This window comes from Rhodococcus sp. 1168 (assembly GCF_002091955.1).
Classification (GTDB): Bacteria; Actinomycetota; Actinomycetes; order Mycobacteriales; family Mycobacteriaceae; genus Rhodococcoides.
In genome coordinates, this window is record NZ_MKKY01000042.1 from 57,061 (window position 1) to 74,660 (window position 17,600).

Consider the following 17,600-nt stretch of genomic DNA (forward strand, 5'->3'; position numbering starts at 1 on the left):
CTTGCGTTCTTGCTCGACGAGGGTATTCATACAATTTCGCGCACCCCCCGGCCAACGCCTACCCTGTTCCAGTGAGCGATTCAGACGACAACGCACGGCTCGGTGCCGCGGCAGCGTTCTTGCAGGAAGATCGCCTCAAACTCTTCGCATTCACGGTCGCGGAGAAGCACAACGAATATCTTTGGGTGCTTCGTGCCTTCGACATCGCCCGCGCCAACTATGTCGTTCTTCTACATGCGGCCGAGATTGCGGACACGCTGGCTAAGAATGCCCCCGAAGACGCACGGCTCACCCCGGCCGAAATCGCACCGCTGCTCGAGCAGCTTCATACCTGGGAGCTTCTCGAGCGCAGCTACGACGGCTCACGCGCGGCTACCTTGGCCGAATACCGCAACCGCCATTACGTCTACCAATTCAGCCAGGCCGGCTACAAGGCGTTTCGAGCCGTCGAGGACGTGCTCGGTGCCAGGCTCGACGACGCATCACTGTCGCGGCTCGTCCTGCCTGAGCTGCTCGCCGACATGCACGAGTTGGCCGAGGCGAACCGTCAGGCCGACGGCGACCGCATCTACCGCAAGCTCAGCCGACTCGACTCGACCCTCTCCGAAATGGCCACTCGGGCGGCGCATTTCTATCTGGTCCTCGGCGACCTCGTCCGCACCACCGAGATCACACCCGAGTCGTTTCTGGTCCACAAAGATGCACTCCTGACGCATATGCGTGAGTTCAGCTCGGATCTGACGCGGTACGCCCCGAAGTTGGCGGAGGCCATTGCCGTCGTCGAATCGACATCCATCTCGATGCTGATCGAGCGTGCCGCAATCAGTGATGAGCGGGTCTTCCTGACCATCGACGAGCGTCGTGCCGACTGGCAGGCGCGGTGGTCGGGTCTATCTCATTGGTTCGTGGCTGCGGAGGCCGAACTCAGTGAGTCCGAACGACTACGTGAAGGCACGATGAGCGCCATTGCCGCGGTGTTGTCGCTGCTTCGACGGGTAACCGAGACGCGCAGAGGTGGTGTGAGCCGCGAGAGTCAACTCCGTCACCTCGCAGGTTGGTTCGCCAACACTGCGACCGAGGACAGTGCGCACGCTCTTTTCCATGCCGTGTTCGGTCTCGGCAGGCCCCGTCATCTGTCCATGGTCCACCCGGATGCGGACATCATTCCCACATCTCGATCCTGGTGGGAAGCCTCTCCCGTCGAAATCTCTCGCACCTTGGCGGAAACCGGTCGCGCACCGTCGCCCGGCCTGCCTGGCCGCGTCCAACGCAACGACGGCGGGATTCGTCGCCTCCGTGAACAGCAACTCGCCGCGCAACGCACTCGCAGTGCCGCAGCTCGATCTTTGGCCTCGGTTGGTGTGTACGACCGGACGCTGAACGAGGAGGAGACCGAAGTGTTGTTGAGCTTGCTCAATGCGGCGCTCACCGCCCGGGTCCGGGTGAGTGGTCGTACGTCCGGCTCGACGGGTTCGGACAGTGGTGTGAAATTGACACTGACCGACTCCGAAATATCGACCGTCGTCCGGACGACGCGTGGACGGCTACATCTGGATCGGCTGCAACTCGAGGTTGCGGATGTGACGCGCCGGTGAGAGCACGCGAAATACCCTCTCTGGCACTCGATTCCTATCAGCGTGCGGCGCGCGTTGCGTTGGCGAACCATCTGGTGACGGCGACGTACCCGGACCGGATCGCTCTTCCGCTTCTCCGTAGATGGGCAACGGAGCTTCGCGAGGATCTTCTCGAGTTGTTCGGCTATCGCCTCGAGGTCACCGAAACGACAGCCCGCTTGTTTCCGGTTCTCGACGCGCTCGATTCGACCCAGCCTGCCCGAACCGCCTCGGACCGCGTCTTCGATCGACGCAGATACGCCTACCTGGCGTTGTCCTTGGCTGCGCTCGGCCGAGCAGGCAATCAGATCACGCTCTCCGAACTCGCCGACCACGTAGCCGCCGAGGCAGGGCAGGTGGACGGGGTGGAACTTGCGACCGACCGCGCTGCGGACCGAGATGCGTTCGTCGACGCCGTCGGCTGGCTGGCCGCGCGGGGCGCAATATCGCTCGCCGATGGTGATGCAGGCGGCTGGGCGAACAACCCGGCTTCGGGTGAGGCTCTCTACGACATCGAGCGATCAGTGGTCGTGGCGATGTTCCGTCCGCCCCGAGCCGTTCAGCACCTACGTTCGGTCACCGGTCTGCTCGTGGGATCCGACGACTCGACCGAAGACAGCGATGAGGACGGGCAATCCCGACCGCCGATAGATCCCAAGGAGACTCTCAAAAAGGTGCGCCGTGCACTGGTCGAGCATCCCGTCGTCTATTTCGACGATCTCGATCAAGACGGTCGCACCGCACTCGCTGCGGTACGGACAGTGGCCGACGTCGAACTCCTGACCGGTCTGATCGCCGAGCGTCGCGCCGAGGGCGTCACGTTGATCGATACATCCGGGCGGATGTCGGACCTCCGCTTCCCCAGCACGGGAACGGTCGCTCAAGTCGCACTGCTTCTGGCAGGTGAGATATCGGACCGGGTGATCGATCCCGATGCCCCCGAATTGGCACACCATCCGATTCCCGAGGACGGCGACCTGATCGACCTCATCGACTCGGCAATACCTGGAGGTGGGGTTTTCGACGACCTCGCCGAGTTCGGTGGGCGTGGTCGAACCGTCGAAGGCTCTACTTTCGAGCTCTACCCTTTCGTGGAGAACAGTTGGGTGAACGGCGCGGTCGCAGGCCTGGTCGAGAGGTACGGACGCACGTTCGCGGCCCAATGGCAGGCCGACCCGATCGGTCTCGGTGAGCGAGCGGTCGGCATGCTGCATCGACTCCGGCTGGTGCACATCATGTCCGGCGGGATACTCGTTCTACCCGTCATCGCTCGCTACCGCGATGTGGTGATCAGTGTGCGAGACCGGGTACCCCAGGATTCTCTCTTCGAGTCCACAGAACCGAGTTCGCATTCTCACACCACGGAAACCGAGGCGCACTAGATGACCGCACATGCTCAGCGCTTCCGCCCGACCCGCGCCGGAATCATCAATCTGTGGGACTACCGCGATCAGGAATTCTCCTTTGCCGACGGTCGCCTCGTGCTTCGTGGACCGAACGGCTCGGGAAAGACCAAAGCGCTCGAGGTTCTGTTTCCCTTCGTGCTCGATGGACGAATCGAACCGAGGCGGTTGAACCCGTTCGCCGGTGAAGAGCGCACGATGAAGTCCAACCTTCTCTATCGCGGTCAGGAGAGCGCGCACTCCTATGTATGGATGGAGTTCGGGCGGGGCTCACGCGAGGATCCCGAGTCCGTCACCGTCGGTATCGGAATGCGCGCAAGTCGACAGAACGACAAGGTCACTCGCTGGTACTTTGTCGCCGACGGCCGTGTCGGCGTGGACTTTTCACTCCTGGGGTCCGACGATCGGCCGCTGACCAAGAAGCAGCTTGCCGATCAACTGGGCACCGACGCGCTTTCCGACCGGCCGGTCGACTACCGAGCGGCCATCGACGCTCGGATGTTCGGTCTCGGCGCGCAGCGTTACGACCAATTGATCAATCTGATCTTGACGTTGCGTCGTCCGCAGTTGGCAAAGAACTTGGATCCCAAGGGGCTCTCTCAGGCACTGACCGACGGTCTGCGCCCGCTGGACGAGCAACTGGTTCTCGAAGCAGCGCGCTCGTTCAGTGACATGGAAGAGGTCGGTCGCGCGCTCGAAGGCTTGACTCGGGCAGATCAGGCCGCCACAACCTTCGTCGGCGTGTACGCGAAATACCTTCGAGTGCAAGCTCGCTCGGACGTGGAACAGATCAGCCGCAGACTCGAGTCCGTTACCCACGCAACCACCGCACACTTCGCGGCCGCGGCACTGAAGGAACGCCGGTTGTCCGAGCGCGCTGCCGCGGAAAAGCGATTCGACGACGCCGAACGAGGCCTGGACCAAGCTCTCGCCGACCGCGAAACATTGCAGCGATCGAGTGCCTACGAAGGCAAACAGCAACTCGACGATCTCGCTGAATCGGCAGCGAAGCTGAAGATCTCCGCCGCCCAGCAGTCCGAGCGTGCCGGTAAAGCGCAGGCGGATCTGGCGCAGCGTTCCACCGAGGCCATCGACGCCGAAAGCTCGGTACGCGACTCGGTCGCCGCACTGACACGCGCCGAGGACGATCTCCAGATTGCTGCCGAGGACGCCGGCATCGCGTGGGCGTCGATGCCGGCCAGTGCGCGCACCGACCAGTTCAGCACGGCACTGCGCGGTCACGCCGAGGAACGTGACGGTGATGTGCGTGCCGTCCGCGATGCGCTCAGCACCGTCGAAAAGGCGATGACCGAACGCGCCCGTGCAGACAGAAGCGCCTCGCGTGCAAGAGAATTACTCGAAGCTGCTCGCGCGTCGGTCACCGAAGCCGAAGCTGCCGTGGAGTTGGCTCGTGCGCAGTATGCGTCGGGACTCCGGTCCTGGTGGGCCGAGAACTCGGCCCTGTACTCGGCTGCTGGAATCACCGTCGCCGCATTCGATTCCCTCGACGCTGCGGTACCTCACATCGGCGAGGACGACGCACCGAGCCTGGATGCCGTCCTTGCCGAGGCTTCGGCCGAGGGCCTCGAGAACGTGCGCGGACGGCGGACGCAGGCGGGTGCCGCCGCTGCAGCGCTGACCGAAGAACTGGCATCGATGCGTGCCGAACATGACCTCGTCACTGCTCAACGCGACGATGCTCCCCCACCGTTCGCAGCTCGTACGTCCTCGCGTGACGGGCTTGTCGGAGCGCCGCTGTGGCAACTCGTTCGATTCGCCGACGGCGTGGAACCTGCTGTAGCTGCTGGTGTCGAAAGCGCATTGCAGGCTGCGAACCTTCTCGACGGATGGATCTCGCCGACCGGCGCTCTCGGGTCCATGGAGTCGGACCAATTTCTGGTCGGCGTACCGAAAGCCGAGCGTCCGACGGGCCGCACGCTGGCTGACGTCCTCGAGGTCGAACCTGGAACGGACGTGCCAGAGGTCATGGTGCGCGATGTACTGACCTCGATCGCACTGCTGGAGGAAACTGGCGCATCGAAGAATGCGGTGACCTCGATCGGCATCGACGGGCGCTACTGGCAAGGCGTTCAACGGGGACGTCACGTCAAGCCGGATGCGGAATACATCGGGGCTACTGCCCGTGCGCGTCGTCGGGCTACGCGGCTCGCCGAACTGGACACCTCGATCGAAACGGCCGGCATGTCCTTGGCGGCCGCCCGCGAAGAGGAGCAGTCGGCGGCCGAACTCCTGCGCGGCCTCACGGTTGCTGCGAAGAATTTGCCGAAGGTCTCCGGAATCGTCAAGGCGCAGAAGACTGTCACCGAGTCGGCGGGCGCCCTTCGTACCTCACAGGCAGGTTCCACGGCCGCGGACAGTGAGCTCGACCAGGCTATCGCGGAGCTCTCGGCGAAAGAGAGACACCTGCGGAGTACCGCGGTCGCCCACCGAACTCCCCATAGCGCACGGGATATCGACTCACTCGCTGCAGCGATCCGGCACTTCGAGAACCAGGGTGGTCTCGTCCTTCGTCGCCGAGGCGAACACGTTCGCGAAGCCGAGCGGGCACGCGAAGCACAGAACCGATTGGAAGAATCCACCGGCCTCGCCGAGGAGTTGGCCGAGGAGTCCGCGATCGCACAGGAAAACCATCTCCAACAGGTTCAACGGTTGGACATCCTCACCGAGAAACTCGGATCCACCGCCGAACAGATCAACGCCGACCTGGAGAAGGCACGCGAAAAGATCGAAGCATGCAAGGTCGAGCAGCGCGCAGCACGCAAAGCGGACAAGGAAGCCGGTGAGGCGATCGGTAAGGCCGAAGGTGCATGCAACACAGCCCAGGAGGGTCTGCGCGCCGCGCTCACCGAGACACTCGACGACACAGCACGCCTCGCCCCGTATGCCCGCAAAGATCTACTCGCCATCCTTGGTGTCCACGAGCTCTATTCCTGGCCATCGTCCGACTCCGCGTGGCTCACTGTCGAACAGATCCTTTACCGAATTCAGAGTGCCTCGTCACCTGATGAAGAGATTTCGGTGCTGCCACCGGTGGTGCACCAACTGCACACGGCGCTCGACGAGGCCACCGCGTCGGTCAAGGCCGGCGACTCCTACCGCAAGAGCACGCGGACTGCGTTGACCGGTGCTTTGCAGGAATTCGACTCACAGCTGGCGTCGTCCGGGCAGGACTACCGGTTGCAGTGGGACGCACCCGACGGATTGACCATCGTCCGTGTGCAGGACGAGCAGGGATTCACCTCGGTCGGAGAGTTCGCTCACCGTATCGGTGACGCGCGGTCGAATCAGGAGACGTTGCTCACCGAACACGAGCGTCGGATTCTCGAGGATGCGCTGTTGACCGGCTTGGCGCAGCAGATCCACGAACGCACCGTCGATGCCCGCGAGCTCATCGCGCAGATGTCTTCCGAGATGAAGCAACGGAAGATGTCCTCTGGCAACACGATCGGTGTGCATTGGGTCCTCGCGGACAATCTCGACGAAGGCGCACGAGCGATCTCGAAGCTACTCGATCGTGATGCGTCCGGACTGAATTCGGACGACCTCGCCTCCATGCGCGCACATTTCGCGTCCGAGATCAGAATCGCCCGCGCGGCACACCCGGAGCGTTCGTACCCCGAGATTCTGGCCTCCACGCTCGACTACCGCCGTTGGCGGGTCTTCTCGTTCACGCTCATTCGCGGCGACGGCACCGAGGATCGCCTGACGGTCGCGCGTCACAGCGCGTTGTCCGGCGGTGAGCAATCGGTGTCTCTACATCTACCGTTGTTCGCGGCCGCGCACGTCATGCTGTCCTCGGCCGATCCGCACGCACCCCGGTTGCTGGCACTCGACGAAGCCTTCGCCGGCGTCGATGACAACGGTCGTAGTGAACTGCTCGGTCTCAGTGTGCAGTTCGATCTGGATCTGTTCATGACGGGCTACGATCTGTGGATCACCTACTCCGATGTACCCGGATGTGCGCACTACGACCTTGCGCATTCGGCAGCGGAAAACACTGTCAGCGCAGCGTTACTCGTCTGGGAGAACGGTGAACTGTTCGCCGAACACGATGGTTCCGATCTAGCCGCCGCTCTGGGTTCGCCGTTGACACGACGCGTGCCCACTCACGCCGAAGGCGGTCTCGAATTTGTCCGGTAACGAAGAACTCGGATGGCGAAACACGCCGGAACTCGACGCACTCTTGGCCGCCGCGCGCAAGAAGTTGGAGTCGAACTACCTGTTGGTCGGTGGCAACATCACCGTGCACCTGGGTGAGCCGGCAGAGCTATGGCGATTGTGCAGTGCAATTTCTCGATCCAGTACCGGCCTGCACAGCCGCGCCCAGACTACGAAACTCGATCTTGCCCGTTTCGACGAATGGCTCGCCCACCCACGAAACGGTGGGATCGGCTTGATTGCAACTCTCGACGCCGTCGCTCCGCTACAAGACAGAAAACAAATCGCATCCGACAAGGCCGCGGTCAAGGCCACTGCCCTCGCCGACGCGCGGGCTCTACTCGCCGAAACAACCGACGACTGGGCCGAGCATTGGTTGTCCTCGTTGCTGAATCAGGACGGCACACTCGGAGGACGCGTGGCCGTCGACGCCCTACGGGTGGCGGCACGGGTGTTGACGATCCTTCCCGTCGACGGCTTGTCGTTGACCGAACTCGCCGAATACGCGTGCGGGGACACCAAGGCACTTTCCTCCGGTGGTGCCCCCCGTCTTGTTCTCGACGCACTCTCGCTCCGCGAGGGAATACCCCGTCCAGTCGACCCCGTCGGCATTCGGTTGCTGTGGGAAACTGCAGGAGTCTCGGTCGACGCACTGTCCAGCAGGGTTCTCGTGTTCGGGTATCGAGTCGACGAAACGCACACCGTCGGCCGGTGGCTGAACGACGCTGCAAACGCCGGAATTCCGTTCCCACTCACCCTCGACATGGCCTCGCGCGGCCCGCTCACCAATATCGCAGATCGAATCTACGTGTGCGAGAACGTAGCAGTCGTCGCGGCCGCCGCTCGATCGTTGGGAAGTCGTTCCGCGACTCTTGTCTGCACCGATGGCCAGCCGTCGGCTGCGCTGCACAAACTACTCTCGGGCGTGCGGGCAGGCACGGAACTCTTCTGGCGCAACGACTTCGATTGGCCAGGCCTACAGATGACCGCTCGCGCCCGCTCGCGCTACAACGCCGTCCCATGGCGGATGGATGCGCAGTCGTATGCTCGTGCGCTCGACGCACGAACTTCCGAACCGTTGAAAGGCCATCCGGGGCCGAGTGAGTGGGATCCTGATCTTGCGGCGGCGATGCACGAGTCGGGACGTGCGGTCATGGAAGAGCGTCTCGTGCCCGACCTTCTTCTCGACCTGGCGTAGTCCGGTGGGGACGGTTGATCCCGGGCTATGAAAGCCCGGGATCACTGCCGGTTCGAAGGGCGTATCAGCGCAAGGGCACGCCGAGGAGTGCGTCGACGGCGTCGGCGAATGCACCGGGAGCGGTGGTGTCCGATCCCCCGCGTTCGACGGCGAAACTTGCCCACGCATCAAGTGCATCGAGAGCCCTCGGTGTGTCCAGATCGTCGGCCAAGTGCTGACGGAGGCGAACCACTGCGTCTTCAGCGCTGGCGGCCGACTCCAGTGCAGCTGCCTTGCGCCACAACGCCAACCGAGTATGTGCACGTTCGAGAACTTCGTCCGTCCACGGACGATCCTGACGGTAGTGCCCGGACAACAGACCCAACCGAACTGCAGCCGAATCGACATTGTCGGCGCGAAGCTTCGACACGAATACGAGGTTGCCGCGACTCTTCGACATCTTCTCGCCGTCGAGACCGATCATCCCGGTGTGCACATAATGCCGAGCGAATCGACCGCCACCGGATACAGCTTCGGCGTGCGCGGCGGAGAACTCGTGGTGCGGGAAGATGAGGTCGCTGCCGCCACCCTGCACATCGAAACCGGTCCCGATGCGATTGAGCGCAATTGCCGAGCACTCGATGTGCCAGCCCGGCCGGCCAGGACCGAACGGAGACGGCCACGCCGGCTCACCCTTGCGCTCTGCACGCCACAGGAGAGCATCGATCGAGTCCTTTTTCCCTACTCGATCCGGGTCGCCTCCACGCTCGGCGAAGAACTTGTCCATCGTCGCCCGGTCGTAACCGGACTCGTAACCGAACTCGGGCGTAGCGTCCGCACGGAAATACACATCGGGATACTCGGCGTCGTCGACGACATACGCCGCACCCGAAGCGAGCAACTTCTCGACCATGTCGATGACCTCGTCGATGGATTCGACAGCACCGATGTAATCGCGCGGAGGCAGAACTCGCAGCGCCTCCATGTCCTCACGGAACAAGGCGATCTCACGATTACCGAGGTCGATCCAGCTTTCGCCGTCGCGGTCGGCTCGTTCGAAAAGTGGGTCGTCCACATCGGTGACGTTTTGTACGTAATGCACCTCGTGACCCGCATCGCGCCACAGTCGGTTGACCAGATCGAAAGTTAGATATGTCGCGGCATGCCCGAGATGTGTCGCGTCGTACGGGGTGATTCCACACACGTACATCTTCGCCACTTTGCCGGGTGTGACCGGTCGCACTTGCCGATCTGCCGTGTCGTAGAGCCGGAGCGTAGGCCCCTGGCCGGGGATCGAGGGAACGGCTGGTTCGGACCAAGACTGCATGAAGACGAGCCTAACGGAGAGCCTTCAGAAGGCGGGCCACGGTATCGGCCTGCTCGATTGCGGCTCCGGCATCACCGGATTCGCCACCAACGCACGGGCTCGGCCGAGCAGGGACTCGATCTCCTCGTCGGTGATGTGCCCACGAAGTCGTGGTTCGACCACGGTGGTGAAGGACTCGACGAAAGCGACGACGTCGGACATAGCAGCGTCGTCGATCGCGGTGCCGGCCCAACCCCACAGCACCGTCCGAAGCTTGTTCTGCGAGTGCAGACAAATGCCGTGGTCGACGCCGTACACATATCCGTCCATGCCCTCGAGGGCATGGCCACCCTTACGGTCCGCGTTGTTGATGAGCACATCCAGCACTGCCATCCGCTGCAGGCGAGGATCGTCGGCATGAATGAGCGAGACTTCCTCGCCATCGCCGTCGTAAGCCTGCATGACCGGTATCCATCCGGTGGGAACGAGATCCGGCCTGCAGATATCGACCAGGTCGAGCGTGCGGCCGCGCTCCCCGTCGCGGTCCGGCGTGTCGATCCACCGCTGCACCATCCCCGGGCCGAACGGCCCATCCCGAAGAATTGTGGTCGGAATTACATTCCAACCCAAAGAGTCCGACACCTCGTACGACGCGATCTCTCGCCCGGCCAAGGTCCCATCGGGAAAGTCCCAGAGCGGCACTTCTCCGCGAACAGGCTTGTAGACGCACCGAACCGTGGACGTCTCACCGTCGTCCCCGGTGCCCGTTGCCTCGCAGACCAACGTCGCGTTGCTGGCCGACACCACTCGCCCGATGATGGTCAACTCGCCGGTTTCCATCACCTTGCGGCCCGCGAACGGCGGCCGGTCTTCGGTCAAAGCTCTTCGCCAAGTTCGCCGGCCGAGCCGAAGGTGGCATCTCGCTTGTATCCATTCGATCGAATACAGGTGTGTCCGTCCTGGGTCAGCGGCTCACCACACAAGGGGCACGGCGCACGGCCGGCAGCAATCACCCGCTCGGATCGAAGTGCGAACTCCCGTGCCGCGAGCGGCGTCAGGAAGACGCGGACTGCATCGGGGCCTTCGTCGGTGTCATCGAGGACGACAGACTCGTCGACCTCGACCTCACTGATAGCCAGGAGTTCTACCACCACCGCGTTCGCATCCGCGTCCCAGCCCAGACCCATGGTCCCGACCCGAAACTCGGTATCGATCGGAGTCATCAACGGACTCGTGTCGCCCAGTTCGGCTTCCTCGGGCGGGAACTCCGCACCGAACCGTCGTTGAACTTCGTCCAGCAGCAAACCTATCCGGTCTGCGAGAACCTGAACCTGCTGCTTTTCGAGCGCGACCGAAACGACGCGAGCGTCGTGGACTGCCTGTAGAAAAAACGAACGATCGCCTGGCTCCCCCACGGTTCCCGCGACAAAACGATCAGGGGTGCGGAAAACATGTATTGCGCGTGGCATTGCACCTCCTGGAGCTTCATTCTCGGATCCGAGAACTCGGACCCGAACTTCATTATCCGCTATCGGCGGGCCTACGCTCCGGAACCGCCACCGGGCACCGCATCGGAGTCCATGCTCGGTGCCGTCGGAACCGCAGGTACCAACGCGGTCAAGTCGAGACCTGTGTCGTTCGTCCGAAGCACGAACGGCCTGGTCGAGCTGTACCGGACGACACTGACGGAGGCAGGATCAGCAACGATACGTTGGAACGAATCCAAGTGGCAGCCCAAGGCGTCCGCGAGGATCGATTTGATGACGTCACCGTGTGAGCAGGCCACCCAGAGGACATCGCGGCCGTACTCCTCCGCGAGGCGCGCGTCGTGTTCCCGGATCGCGAACACAGCCCGCGACTGCACCTGAGCCAGTCCCTCGCCACCAGGGAACACCGCCGCGGACGGGTGTTGCTGGACCACCTTCCACAGCGGCTCCTTCACCAAATCCTTGATCAATTTTCCCGTCCACGACCCGTAATCGACCTCGATCAGCCGTTCGTCGACCGTCGGAGTCAGACCGCGCCGGGCGGCAAGAGGTGCCACCGTTTGCTCACACCGCTGCAGCGGTGAGTGCACGACCTCCTCGACCGGAAGCCCGCCCAATCTCTCCGCAACATGAGCGGCCTGTTCCAGTCCGCGGTCGTCGAGTGCGACACCGGCCGACCGCCCTGCCAGAGCGCCCGCAGTATTCGCAGTCGAGCGTCCATGTCGCAACAAGATCACCGTCATGAAACCCAGCCTAGGGCGTCTGGCGAATCAGGTGGCCGACACCACGCCCGCAGACAGCAGCGCCATCACGCCGATGCCGAGCACGATGCGATATCCGACGAACCAGTACAGCGAGTGATTCGCAACGAACTTCAGCAGCCATGCGATCGAGGCGTAACCAAGTGCGAACGCGACGACGGTCGCGACCAGCAACTGTGGGCCGGAGGCGTTGAGACCTTCCCCGGCAGGCTCGAACGCATCGGGCAACGAGAACAGTCCGGACGCAGTCACAGCCGGTATGGCGAGCAGGAACGAGAACCGCACGGCTGCTTCGCGTTCGAGACCCATGAACAGGCCTGCACTCGTAGTGGCTCCTGACCTGGACACGCCGGGAATCAACGCCAGACATTGCGCGGCACCCATCACGAGCCCGTCCCGTGTGGTGATTTTCTCCAGTGGCCGCTTCTTGGATCCGAGGTACTCGGCGACTGCGATGACGATGGCGAACACGATGAGCATTGTTGCGATGAGCCACAAGTTGCGTGCCCCGGTTCGGATCTGGTCTTTGAACAGGATCCCCAACAGCCCGATCGGGATCGTGGCGATGATCACGTACCAGCCGAGCCGATAGTCGAGATCGCGCGCCGTCTTGTCGAGGATTCCGCGGAACCAAGCCTTGACGATTCTCACGATGTCGCGCCAAAAGAACACGAGCACCGCCGCCTCGGTTCCGAGCTGTGTGACAGCGGTGAACGAAGCTCCTGCATCGGACCCGAAGAAGACGCTCGAGACGATTCTCAGGTGTCCTGACGACGATATCGGTAGGAACTCGGTCAACCCCTGCACTGCGCCGAGGATGATTGCCTGAAGCCAACTCATGGACTCACCGATCATCCTCGAACCTCCCCGAAGGTCGACGAGAGCATAGGGGTTCGGTTGAGGAAAGGTGCGCAATTCACGGCCCGACGGTACCTGGCGCGGCTCGCCCGGATCGACCGACACTCGCACCGCCGCCACCGGCGCACTACTCTGCTCACCTGGCGCCGTTTTCGTGATCGACTCAGAAAACCGACACCATCACAATCGACAAGGAATGTTGAAGAACTATGAAGCAGCGATCAGTCGGCTCCAGTGGCCTGCGCGTGTCGAGGATCGGACTCGGCACGCTCGGATGGGGCAGCGGCACCGACGGTGACGACGCGGCTGCCCAACTCGCTGCCTTCTCCGACGCCGGAGGAACACTTGTCGACACCTCACCCGTATACGGGGATGGACGAGCACAAAGAGTGCTCGCGGAGGTCCTCGACGACGTCGTCCCGCGCACGAACCTGATCGTGAGCAGTGCAGCCGGTATCGAAACCACGAGTGGGCACTACCGCATCGACTGCTCTCGGCGAGCACTACTCGGCCAACTCGATGCAACGCTGCGTGATTTGGGTACCGACTACCTCGATCTGTGGCAAGTCGCGGCATGGGATGCGAGCACGCCCGTGGACGAGATCGCATCCACCCTGGACTACGCCGTATCGAGCGGGAAAGTTCGGTATGTCGGTGCACGTGGCTATCTCGGCTGGCAACTGGCGACTGCGGCTGGAGCTGCGGGCGCAGGCCACATCGTCGCGACGCAGGCCGAGTATTCGCTTCTTGCCCGTGGTATCGAGGACGAATTGCTACCGGCCGCGCTTCATCACGGTGTAGGCATCCTCGCTGCTGTCCCGTTGGCCGGCGGAGTACTGACCGGAAAGTACCGACACGGCACGCCGGCGGACTCACGAGGTGCCGACGATCTCCACGCAGGATCGCTTTCCGGCTACCTCACCGACGCTGCCGTCAACGTCGTCGACGCCGCTGTCATGGCCGCAAGTGGCCTGCAAACTTCACCTCTGGCAGTGGCCTTGGCCTGGGCGCGCGATCGCCCGGGTGTCAGCTCGGCGATAGTAGGAGCCAGGGACCTCGCACAATTGACCGGGGTACTCGTCGCGGAAGACCTCGAGCTGCCTGCGGCCATCACTTCCGCATTGGACGACGTCAGTAGCTGACCGCGTGCCTACGCCGTCGCGTTCTGCCGCGCTCGAATCCGGTCGAGTATCGACACGATGCGCTGAAGAAACGACCGCGGGCTCGACAGCTCCGGCGAGCCCGGGCTCAGCTCGTCTGCATCTGTCACCGCGTCGCGGACAGCGGCGACGATACTGCGCTGATCGGTCAGATCGATTTCGGTCACCGACTGTTCCACGACGGCGATGACGTCCGACTTGCCCGGAACCTGCTCGAGCAGGTTCTCGCGATACATCTCCACGTACAGCGTCGACTTGTGCACGCGGAATGCGAACTGTCGGCCGTCTGCGTTTCGACCGAACCCATTCGCGTGCGCACCGACGGTGATCTGTTCGACGACGAACCGGCGCGTATCCGACACTTCCACGGAGCCGGAAATAACAGGGCGACCAGCTGTAACAGGGCGATGAGAACCCTCCGGTCGACTGAAATCTTTGGTAGTTACCATCTCGACTCCTCGTTCTCTTCCCGGAAAACACGGTACCGCCACCTTGCTTCGACCGCACTCGGGTAGTCCGACAGTGTCGACTTCCAACTCATCAGGCAGGGTGGACTCGACACTTCGTTCCGCTACGCCACACCATGGCACCTTTTCAGACGCACGACCACAGCATCCAGGAGCAGGCATTCCCATGAGAGACAGACGTTTGCGGTGGCGAACTCTCGCCGCGGTCGCGGCCACCTCGACGATCTTGTTGGCGGCCGGTTGTTCGGGCGACGGAGCCGACGAGGCCGATCCGGTGAGCGTCGAACCCTTGACCGGGGTCAGCTCCCCCGAAACCTCGACTCCCCCGGTGGGGAGCATCACGGCGTCTCGGTCCGGGATTCACTTCACCTCTTTCGACTCTGCCACGCGCAGCGTTCTCGCGCTCGACGACAGTTTTTCGAACCTGCTGGTTTTCGATACAGGCGACGGCAACGCCGAACCACGTGCAATATCGCTACCGGGCGAGGCAGCCACCATAGTGGCCCCCGGCGACGGGACAGTCGTGCTGCCGATGAACGGAAGCCTCGCACGCGTCGAGATAGGCGACTCGAAGGTCACCTCGACGGAAGTCGATGCGAATCTGCTCAGTGCTGCAGTTCTCGAGGACGGCAGAACAGCGGTGGGAGATGATCGTGGTTCGGTTCACATTCTCGAGCAAGACGGGACGGAATCGCAGACCATAGACGGTTTGACCTCGGTCGATGCCCTGGCCTCGACCATGTATGGGCTTGCTGCTCTGGATCGAGATCAAACCTCCGTCACCGTCGTGGATGTCGCCGACGGTTCCCTCGGCATCGCCCTCCGCGCCGGCGAGGGTGCAGCCGAGCTGGACACCGACCGGTTCGGGCGAATCTTGGTGACCGATGCCACCGGAGAAGAACTTCTCGTGTTCTCCTCGGACGAATTGTTGTTGCGTCAGCGCTTTCCTGTCGATGCGCAGCCGTGGGCCGTCACCTACGACAACGAGACCGACGTCGTATGGATCAGCGTCCCCGCCCTCAACCAAGTTGTCGGATACACGCTCGACACGGGAATTCCTGTCGAGGTTTCCAGGTTCGCGACTGTAAGGCAGCCGGACTCCCTCGCGATCGACTCCGCGACGGGTGATTTGCTTGTGGGGTCGGCCGCCGGTGAGGGATTACAGCGAATACCGGCAGGCGAAGGCCGGTAGAGGCAGCGAGAGTCGAGGCGATAACCCACGGTGTCGAAGAACAGCTATGGGAGCGGGCGGTTCCCTCGAGAGTGGGACTTGACGTCCGAGGAGTGGGACTACGTTCCACTTCGCCTGCCGCCGGATGTCACACGGGTGACGGCCTCGATGCGGCTTACAATCCAGGCCGAGTTCGGCGGCTGGGAACTCTCGCGCATGCGCGTGTACACCGACGGAAGTCGGCGGGTGCTGCTCAAGCGAAAGAAAACTGCCGAGCATATACCCGATCCTGGAATATGAGACCCGAGTATCAAGAGGGAAAGAAGAACTGTGGGCCAGACCTTGTACAGCGCGCTGCTTCGTTTGATGTTCTTGCTGCAGCCGGAGCGAATCCACCATCTCGCGTTCGCGACCATGCGCGCGCTGACGACCTTTACGCCGACGAGAAAGCTTCTCTCGCGAGTATTCGTCGTCGACGATCCCCTACTTCGAAGCACAGTTTTCGGCGTGGACTTCCCTAGACCACTCGGTCTCGCCGCAGGCTTCGACAAGAACGCGGACGGCGTGGATGCATGGGGGCCACTGGGCTTCGGGTTCGCCGAGGTAGGAACGGTCACCGCACAACCGCAGCCCGGTAATCCGACTCCCAGGCTGTTCCGGCTGCCTGCGGACCGCGCCCTGATCAACCGAATGGGCTTCAACAACCACGGCGCCGGCAACGCCGCCAACGTGCTGCGGAACCGCCGAGGCGGTGTACCGATCGGCGCGAACATCGGGAAGACGAAGGTCACGCTCCCCGCCGACGCTGCCGCCGACTACACCGCAAGCGCAACGCTTCTCGGGCCACTGTCCGACTTCTTGGTGGTGAACGTCAGCTCGCCGAACACCCCAGGGTTGCGGGACCTTCAGGCTGTCGCGTCTCTACGGCCAATCCTCGAGGCTGTGCAAAGCGTCGTCACGGTTCCCATCCTGGTCAAGATCGCACCCGATCTGTCCGATGAGGACATAGACGCCGTCGCCGACCTTGCAGTCGAGTTGGGACTGGACGGGATCGTCGCGACCAATACGACGATCGACAGGTCGGGCCTGCGCACCTCGGCCGAGGAAGTCCAGTCCATCGGGGCAGGCGGCTTGTCGGGAGCACCGTTGGCGGACCGCTCGCTCGTGGTTCTACGACGGCTGTACGCCCGAGTTGGGACACGCATTGCCATCATCTCGGTCGGTGGCATCGAGTCGGTGGATCAAGCCTGGGAACGCATCACCGCGGGCGCGTCACTGATCCAGGGCTACACAGGTTTCATCTATGGGGGCCCGTTCTGGATGCGTCGAATCAACAAGGGCATCGCCGGCAAATTGCGAGCGCACGGGTTCACGTCGTTGTCGGACGCGGTCGGATCGGATCACCGCCGCAGCTGACACAGCAAAAAGGCCGTGTTGTGCACCATCTGCACAACACGGCCTTTCTTGTGCATTGGGGCCTATCGAGCCTCGTACACACCCGTCAGGACGGCTCGTCCGATCGCGTGCGAGAACAGGTTGAAACCGAGAAACGCCGGCGTTGCCGTTTCGTCCACTTCCAGTCGCTCGACGTCGACCGCATGGACCACGAACATGTAGCGGTGTGGTCCATGACCCGCTGGAGGTGCCGCACCGATGTATCGAAACAGACCCGCATCGTTCTTCAACGTGACAGCAGCACTGGGCACACCCGTACCGCCGTCGTCACCGGCACCCGCGACTAGCGAAGTCGTCTCGACTGGGATGTTCGCTACCGCCCAGTGCCAGAAACCCGACGCCGTCGGTGCGTCCGGGTCGAAGACGGTGAGTGCAAAACTTTTGGTGCCTTCGGGAAACCCGGACCAGGAAAGTTGCGGCGAATTGTCGTGGCCGCCGGCGCCCATGATTCCGCTCAACTGCTGGTTATCGAGAGTGCCACCGTCCTGAACATCCTCCGAGGTGAGTTCGAAGGAAGGCAGTGCGGGAAGTGCGTCGTAAGGGTTGTACGCCATCAAAAGATC

The 17,600-nt window shown here is 62.8% G+C and carries 15 protein-coding genes; 8 read left to right on the top strand and 7 right to left on the bottom strand.

All coding sequences use genetic code 11. The annotated features are described in order from the left end of the window. Positions 1–119 precede the first annotated feature (119 nt). Genes BJI47_RS07345 through BJI47_RS07360 form a run of 4 tightly spaced genes read left to right on the top strand, consistent with a single transcriptional unit; the run spans position 120 to position 8,393 of the window. Positions 120–1,595 carry a TIGR02677 family protein gene (locus BJI47_RS07345; protein ID WP_368655877.1) on the top strand — a complete coding sequence of 492 codons (1,476 nt, stop codon included), beginning with the start codon at positions 120–122 and terminating at the stop codon, positions 1,593–1,595. After that, positions 1,592–2,995: a DUF2398 family protein gene (locus tag BJI47_RS07350; protein WP_088943108.1), complete on the top strand. Its 1,404-nt coding sequence runs from the start codon at positions 1,592–1,594 to the stop codon at positions 2,993–2,995. Before BJI47_RS07345 ends, BJI47_RS07350 begins: the two co-directional genes overlap by 4 nt. Next, a complete protein-coding gene (locus tag BJI47_RS07355; RefSeq protein ID WP_088943109.1) occupies positions 2,996–7,177 on the top strand; it encodes a TIGR02680 family protein in 4,182 nt (1,393 codons plus the stop codon). Continuing rightward, positions 7,167–8,393, top strand: a complete 1,227-nt coding sequence (locus BJI47_RS07360) for a DUF2399 domain-containing protein (RefSeq protein ID WP_088943110.1) — start codon at positions 7,167–7,169, stop codon at positions 8,391–8,393. Before BJI47_RS07355 ends, BJI47_RS07360 begins: the two co-directional genes overlap by 11 nt. A 64-nt stretch (positions 8,394–8,457) precedes the next feature. Here BJI47_RS07360 and mshC read toward each other — a convergent pair whose 3' ends face one another. The 5 genes from mshC to BJI47_RS07385 all read right to left on the bottom strand — a co-directional run bounded on the left by mshC (position 8,458) and on the right by BJI47_RS07385 (position 12,778). Beyond that, the gene (mshC, locus tag BJI47_RS07365) at positions 8,458–9,699 is read right to left on the bottom strand and encodes a cysteine--1-D-myo-inosityl 2-amino-2-deoxy-alpha-D-glucopyranoside ligase (RefSeq protein WP_088943111.1); all 1,242 of its coding nucleotides are present in this window, start codon (positions 9,697–9,699) and stop codon (positions 8,458–8,460) included. A 24-nt stretch (positions 9,700–9,723) separates the two neighbouring features. After that, positions 9,724–10,518: an SCO1664 family protein gene (locus BJI47_RS07370; protein ID WP_176224737.1), complete on the bottom strand. Its 795-nt coding sequence runs from the start codon at positions 10,516–10,518 to the stop codon at positions 9,724–9,726. Between the two features lie 35 nt (positions 10,519–10,553). Then, the gene (locus tag BJI47_RS07375) at positions 10,554–11,147 is read right to left on the bottom strand and encodes a DUF3090 domain-containing protein (protein ID WP_088943113.1); all 594 of its coding nucleotides are present in this window, start codon (positions 11,145–11,147) and stop codon (positions 10,554–10,556) included. A gap of 71 nt (positions 11,148–11,218) precedes the next feature. Then, positions 11,219–11,908 (bottom strand): histidine phosphatase family protein, encoded by a 690-nt coding sequence (locus BJI47_RS07380; RefSeq protein ID WP_088943114.1) that lies wholly within the window; start codon positions 11,906–11,908, stop codon positions 11,219–11,221. A 27-nt stretch (positions 11,909–11,935) separates the two neighbouring features. After that, positions 11,936–12,778 (bottom strand): undecaprenyl-diphosphate phosphatase, encoded by an 843-nt coding sequence (locus BJI47_RS07385; protein WP_176224738.1) that lies wholly within the window; start codon positions 12,776–12,778, stop codon positions 11,936–11,938. Positions 12,779–12,993: 215 nt separating this feature from the next. Between BJI47_RS07385 and BJI47_RS07390 the strand changes: the two genes are divergently transcribed. Beyond that, entirely contained in the window at positions 12,994–13,926 is a 933-nt protein-coding gene (locus BJI47_RS07390) for an aldo/keto reductase (RefSeq protein WP_088943115.1), read from the top strand. Positions 13,927–13,934: 8 nt separating this feature from the next. Here the strand turns inward: BJI47_RS07390 and BJI47_RS07395 are convergent, their stop codons facing one another. After that, positions 13,935–14,312 carry a hypothetical protein gene (locus BJI47_RS07395; RefSeq protein WP_088943116.1) on the bottom strand — a complete coding sequence of 126 codons (378 nt, stop codon included), beginning with the start codon at positions 14,310–14,312 and terminating at the stop codon, positions 13,935–13,937. Positions 14,313–14,577: 265 nt separating this feature from the next. Here BJI47_RS07395 and BJI47_RS07400 point away from each other — a divergent pair, with 265 nt between their 5' ends. From BJI47_RS07400 to BJI47_RS07410, 3 genes are read left to right on the top strand one after another with little or no spacing between them, the layout of a single operon-like run. Beyond that, positions 14,578–15,603, top strand: a complete 1,026-nt coding sequence (locus BJI47_RS07400) for a YncE family protein (protein ID WP_088943117.1) — start codon at positions 14,578–14,580, stop codon at positions 15,601–15,603. A gap of 30 nt (positions 15,604–15,633) precedes the next feature. Then, entirely contained in the window at positions 15,634–15,882 is a 249-nt protein-coding gene (locus BJI47_RS07405; RefSeq protein ID WP_088943118.1) for a DUF5703 family protein, read from the top strand. Between the two features lie 42 nt (positions 15,883–15,924). Then, a complete protein-coding gene (locus BJI47_RS07410) occupies positions 15,925–16,998 on the top strand; it encodes a quinone-dependent dihydroorotate dehydrogenase (RefSeq protein ID WP_088943279.1) in 1,074 nt (357 codons plus the stop codon). Between the two features lie 62 nt (positions 16,999–17,060). Here BJI47_RS07410 and BJI47_RS07415 read toward each other — a convergent pair whose 3' ends face one another. Then, positions 17,061–17,591: a YbhB/YbcL family Raf kinase inhibitor-like protein gene (locus tag BJI47_RS07415; protein ID WP_088943119.1), complete on the bottom strand. Its 531-nt coding sequence runs from the start codon at positions 17,589–17,591 to the stop codon at positions 17,061–17,063. Positions 17,592–17,600 lie beyond the last annotated feature (9 nt).

Excerpts from the sequence above, each read along its gene's own strand:
- BJI47_RS07370 (WP_176224737.1), bottom strand. The coding sequence starts at position 10,518 with ATGGAAACCGGCGAGTTGACCATCATCGGGCGAGTGGTGTCGGCCAGC.
- BJI47_RS07380 (WP_088943114.1), bottom strand. The coding sequence starts at position 11,908 with ATGACGGTGATCTTGTTGCGACATGGACGCTCGACTGCGAATACTGCG.
- BJI47_RS07400 (WP_088943117.1), top strand. The coding sequence starts at position 14,578 with ATGAGAGACAGACGTTTGCGGTGGCGAACTCTCGCCGCGGTCGCGGCC.
- BJI47_RS07415 (WP_088943119.1), bottom strand. The coding sequence starts at position 17,591 with ATGGCGTACAACCCTTACGACGCACTTCCCGCACTGCCTTCCTTCGAA.
- mshC (WP_088943111.1), bottom strand. The coding sequence starts at position 9,699 with ATGCAGTCTTGGTCCGAACCAGCCGTTCCCTCGATCCCCGGCCAGGGG.
- BJI47_RS07390 (WP_088943115.1), top strand. The coding sequence starts at position 12,994 with ATGAAGCAGCGATCAGTCGGCTCCAGTGGCCTGCGCGTGTCGAGGATC.
- BJI47_RS07375 (WP_088943113.1), bottom strand. The coding sequence starts at position 11,147 with ATGCCACGCGCAATACATGTTTTCCGCACCCCTGATCGTTTTGTCGCG.
- BJI47_RS07355 (WP_088943109.1), top strand. The coding sequence starts at position 2,996 with ATGACCGCACATGCTCAGCGCTTCCGCCCGACCCGCGCCGGAATCATC.